At 66.0% G+C, this 3,825-nt stretch carries 5 protein-coding genes and 1 pseudogene; 3 read left to right on the plus strand and 3 right to left on the minus strand.

Annotated features, from left to right (window positions below; all coding sequences use genetic code 11):
- Positions 1-245: pseudogene (locus F9K34_RS17650) on the minus strand (MT-A70 family methyltransferase); the annotation flags it as partial.
- Between the two features lie 7 nt (positions 246-252).
- Positions 253-1,017: a DpnI domain-containing protein gene (locus tag F9K34_RS17655; protein WP_291338423.1), complete on the minus strand. Its 765-nt coding sequence runs from the start codon at positions 1,015-1,017 to the stop codon at positions 253-255.
- Between the two features lie 450 nt (positions 1,018-1,467).
- On the opposite strand from F9K34_RS17655, the gene F9K34_RS17660 reads away from it, so the two are divergent.
- Positions 1,468-1,593: a hypothetical protein gene (locus tag F9K34_RS17660; protein WP_291338424.1), complete on the plus strand. Its 126-nt coding sequence runs from the start codon at positions 1,468-1,470 to the stop codon at positions 1,591-1,593.
- Positions 1,594-1,768: 175 nt separating this feature from the next.
- On the opposite strand, the gene F9K34_RS17665 is transcribed toward F9K34_RS17660, so the two are convergent.
- A complete protein-coding gene (locus F9K34_RS17665) occupies positions 1,769-2,353 on the minus strand; it encodes a flavin reductase family protein (RefSeq protein ID WP_291338425.1) in 585 nt (194 codons plus the stop codon).
- A 76-nt stretch (positions 2,354-2,429) separates the two neighbouring features.
- Here F9K34_RS17665 and F9K34_RS17670 point away from each other — a divergent pair, with 76 nt between their 5' ends.
- Positions 2,430-2,927 carry a GNAT family N-acetyltransferase gene (locus F9K34_RS17670; RefSeq protein WP_291338426.1) on the plus strand — a complete coding sequence of 166 codons (498 nt, stop codon included), beginning with the start codon at positions 2,430-2,432 and terminating at the stop codon, positions 2,925-2,927.
- 10 nt (positions 2,928-2,937) lie between these two features.
- Positions 2,938-3,762, plus strand: coding sequence for an EcsC family protein (locus tag F9K34_RS17675; protein WP_291338427.1), 825 nt, complete (start codon positions 2,938-2,940; stop codon positions 3,760-3,762).
- Positions 3,763-3,825: the final 63 nt, after the last annotated feature.

Consider the following 3,825-nt stretch of genomic DNA (forward strand, 5'->3'; position numbering starts at 1 on the left):
ACATGGGACTGGGAGTGGTTCGAATAGGTGTCCCAGGTCGGAACGTAGTCATCGGCCTGATTGCCCCACACGGTCCAGCCCACGCGCGGGCCGCGCGCGAACATTTCTAGCCGAGGGCCGCGCGAGCACCCTTCAATCAGCGCATATTGTTCGTCAGGCTTTCGACTGTGCTCGCGTTTCTGCGTCGAGATGATGTTCTCCTGCGTCCGGCCAAGCTGCAAGGTCCGGGCGTTCTTGCCGCGCATACGCTGGTCAGCACAGGCTGTAACGGCCATTCCCAAGAAACTCCAAATAGCCGCCATCTCGGAGAACCTGAAGTTGTTGCCGGATTTTCGGGCGCACGTTGTTATTTCGCGGAAAGATCGCCGACAGTTCCCGTTCGAATAGATAAACATCGGCAAGGGCGAAGTCCGACCTCCCAATCATCTGCACACAGCGCATCACTTCCAGAAGCCATCCGCGTGCCTCTCCGTGGCGCTCTTCGATGAACCGTAGACGGTTCCATTCGTCGAGGACTTCCCTCCTGTCCCGTACCAAGCCACTTTGCACCACAGCGATCCGTCCCGACAGCGGAATGCGATCCAAAAGGATATTCGAACCGACCCAACCTGCGCGTCGTGCGGTTGATCGAAGCGGAGGGCGTCGCTCAATAGCCTGAGGAACGAAGAAGTAGCGCGGCACGACAGTCAGGTTTTCAACCCGCCGATGCACACGACTGTATTGCAGAAGGATCAGGTTAGGGGATGTGTCCGATGCAAGGCGTTCGATCTTCGTGTAATATGCACCATCGGCGACCTTGCGTCCAAAAGCCGAGCTTTGACTCTTCAACTCGTACTGGTCGCCGCATTGGTCACAGTAGAAATCAGCGACCGGCCTGTTTGCCGGATAGCGTGCAAGCGTCGAGCATCCACAGTTTGGGCAGAACATGTTTGATTCGGCCCAATTCTCCGTGTCGAATCTGGCCGTCTGGCTCGCGCTCACGAAAGACGCCGGAGTCTCGCTGAAGCCCGTCTTCATCTAGGGGTTACAGTCGGCACGAATTGCAGTCTCCCTGACCCCGTGGGCCTTAACTGGCCCACCAACTCATAACTGGGACTATCCTCGGCATCCGGTGGAGATCGCCAGATCGTCCACGTTCCATCACCGCCAGGTTCGACCATGACGGTAAGTTCCTTGCTGAAAACCGGCGAGATGTTTGTGGCATCGCATTCGGGACATTCGTCGTCACTGGCGCAGGACCACTCGCTGTCCCAAACTGCACTGCATTCAGGGCAAACATAATGGTTGTCATACCATGCCACGCGCGCCTCCAAGATACATTGCCGACAGCCATCTTTGTTATCGTGCACCATGACCAAGCATACGTCTGCGCGCAACTTTAATGACCGAACCGACGAAACCGATGGTGGCCGAGGCGGCGGGGCAGTATGTCTCCGAGGATGCGCCCCGGTGGCGCGCGTGTAGATCGTGACGGTCGAGGACGCGCTGCACCTGCGCGACCGGGCGGTGCAGATCCCCTTGCGCCGGTCTGACAAGTTCAGGAAAGCCGCGCGGGAAGAGAACCGCGGGGCGCAGGGGGCGTTCGACCTGTGACGGGCGGCGACCGCGGCAACTGCCGCTGATCGTTGCCCGGCGGCACGCCGAGCAGCGCCCGCTGTCCCGGCCCTCCGCTTGCGCTTCGGGCATTCGGCGCTGGCAACCGCGCGTGATCGCCCGTGTTTCAGATCAGTCGCACTCCGCTTCGGCAGATCGGCTGGATGACCTGCCCTCACCCCTCCCCCGGCCTCACCATCTCGAAGACCTCGGTCACGACGGAATAATCGCGGTAGCCGCCGCGGGCCAGCGCGCCGAAGCGGGTCACGTCGAAGCGCCCCGCCACCAGGCAGTCGTCGCGCAGGTGCACGCCCGTGACCTCGCCGATGACGAGGTGGTTGTCCCGGCCGCGGAGCCGGATCACCTCGACGAGCGCGCATTCGAGCGTCGCCGGCGCATCGGCCACGCGCGGGCAGGGGATGGTGACGCAGTCGGCCTTGGCGACCCCGGCGAGGGCGAATTCGTCCGTCCCCGGCGGGTAGAGGCCGGAGGTGAGGTTCATCTTCCCGCGCTGGGCGTATTCCACCGTGCTGACCGAGAAGGCGCGGGTTTCCAAGATGTTGCGCAGCGAATCCTTCGACGCGTTCGAGGCGAACATGACCTGCGGCGGCGCGTAGGCGAGGGCGTTGAAGAAGGAGTAGGGCGCGAGGTTGTCGCCTGTGGCGCCGCGCGTCCCCACCCAGGCGATGGGGCGCGGATTGACGATGGCACTGAAGGGGTTGTGCGGCAGGCCGTGGCCGTCTTCGGGGCGGTAGAACATGGCACCTCATTCGGGTTTGAACCGATCCTGCCCCCATGCTAGGGGCGATTTCCAGCGGAATCGGGGAGCGGCGCGCGTGTACCGGCTTGAGGAGGAGACGGAGGCCGACTGGTGGGAGGTCGAGGCGCTCTATGACCTCTGCTTCGCGCCGGGGCGGACGGCGCTCTCTTCCTACCGGCTCAGGGACGGGGTGGCGAAGGTCAAGGACCTCTGCCACGTGCTGAGGGATCACGACGGCACGCTCGCCGCGGTGATCCGCTACTGGCCGGCGGAGGTGGCAGGCCGGCGGATACTCCTCCTCGGCCCGGTGGCGGTGCATCCGACGCGCCAGGGCGAGGGGCTGGGCGGGCTGCTCATCCGCGAGAGCCTCGCCGAGGCGCGGCGGCTGGGGTGGGAGCGGGTCCTCCTGGTGGGCGACCTGCCCTATTACCGCCGCTTCGGGTTCCGCAAGCTCGACGGGGTGGAGATGCCGCCGCCGACGAACCCCGAGCGGGTGCTGGGCCTCGCGCTGAAGCCCGGCGCTTGGGACGGGATCACGGGGCCGGTGGAGAAGGCGCGGATTGACGCGGGCTGAGCCCCTGCCCATGTCTTTCGGGGCCGCGATGCGCCAGCCAGAGGGAATGTGGACGGTGAAGAGCGAAATCGACATCCAGGGGAAGGCGCCGCTTCCGCCCTCGGCAGTGGCGGAAATCGCCGGGCTCGCGGCGCGGTCCGCGGCGGCGCGCGGGGTCCTGATGCAGGTCATCGGTTTCGCCGGGTCCAAGGCCGAGAACGCGCTGGAGGCGCTGCCCGACAGCGTCAAGGAGGCGATCGAGGCCACGACGGAACGGGCGCTGGAACTCGCCTACCGGGGCGTCGAGGCGGCCGTGAAGGCGCGGCGCGCCCCGGAGATGGGCCGCCACGGCCACGCGCTCGCCGCCGTGGTGAGCGGCGCGGCAGGCGGCTTCGGCGGGCTTGCCTCGGCCACTGTCGAGATTCCGGTCACGGTGGGGATCATCTTCGCGGCGATCCAGAAGGCGGCACGCGCCGAGGGATTCGATCCGGCGGACGAGGCCGTACGGCGGGAATGCCTGATGGTCTTCGCGGCCGGCGATCCGGCGGACCCTGCGGATGACGGCGTCAACACGAGCTTCCTGATGAGCCGGGCGATGATCTCGGGGGCGAGCCTGCACCGGCTCGTCGCCACGGTGGCGCCGCGGCTGGCGGCGGCGCTGACCCAGAAGCTCGCCGCGCAGACGCTTCCGGTGCTCGGCAGCGTCGCCGGGGCGGGGATCAACTATGCCTTCACCCGCTACTACCAGGAGCTTGCCGAAATCCGCTTCGCACTTCTGCGGCTGGCACGGGACCATGGCGAGGACGCGGTCACGCAGGCCTTCCGCCGGGAACGGGCCCTGCCGGCCGGCAGCTAGGGTGGCGGCCGCTCAGCGGTCCTGCCGGGCGAGCCAGTCCATCGCGGCGCTGCGGAACGGATT

Origin of the sequence: Albidovulum sp. (genome assembly GCF_008933605.1) — a bacterium.
Taxonomy (GTDB): Bacteria; Pseudomonadota; Alphaproteobacteria; order Rhodobacterales; family Rhodobacteraceae; genus Albidovulum.

What these genes read in the sequence shown, in the direction of transcription:
- F9K34_RS17675 (WP_291338427.1), top strand. Translation starts at nt 2,938, where the DNA reads ATGTCTTTCGGGGCCGCGATGCGCCAGCCAGAGGGAATGTGGACGGTG.
- F9K34_RS17665 (WP_291338425.1), bottom strand. Translation starts at nt 2,353, where the DNA reads ATGTTCTACCGCCCCGAAGACGGCCACGGCCTGCCGCACAACCCCTTC.
- F9K34_RS17655 (WP_291338423.1), bottom strand. Translation starts at nt 1,017, where the DNA reads ATGAAGACGGGCTTCAGCGAGACTCCGGCGTCTTTCGTGAGCGCGAGC.